Here is a 317-nt window from a genome sequence, read left to right on the forward strand (position 1 = left end):
GGCGGCACGCCGATGAAACGGATGAGAGCCGACGGAGCAATCTTCTCGGTCGCCCACCAGGCGAAGTCAGCTCCGGCGTTGACCAGCCAGAAGACAAACGCGCTGCCACGACTGCCCTCGACCATGACGGGGCTCTCGGGCGCATATGTTCCGGGGACGATCAGAATGAGCGCCGCCACCTTATCTGGATGGCGAAGAGCGAGTTCGATTGCCGAGCGCGCCAGCCGAGATGCCGACAAGGATGACCTTGTCGACGTCAAGTGAGGAGAGCAGCGCCGCATGCGCGTCGGCCTGAGCGGCGGGCGAAGCAACGGAGG

The 317-nt window shown here is 64.7% G+C and carries 1 pseudogene; it reads right to left on the reverse strand.

From position 1 onward, the window contains the following. Positions 1-317, reverse strand: a pseudogene (locus AC0L3L_RS36520) (alpha/beta fold hydrolase); the annotation flags it as partial.

The organism is Mesorhizobium sp. WSM4849, from assembly GCF_055811385.1.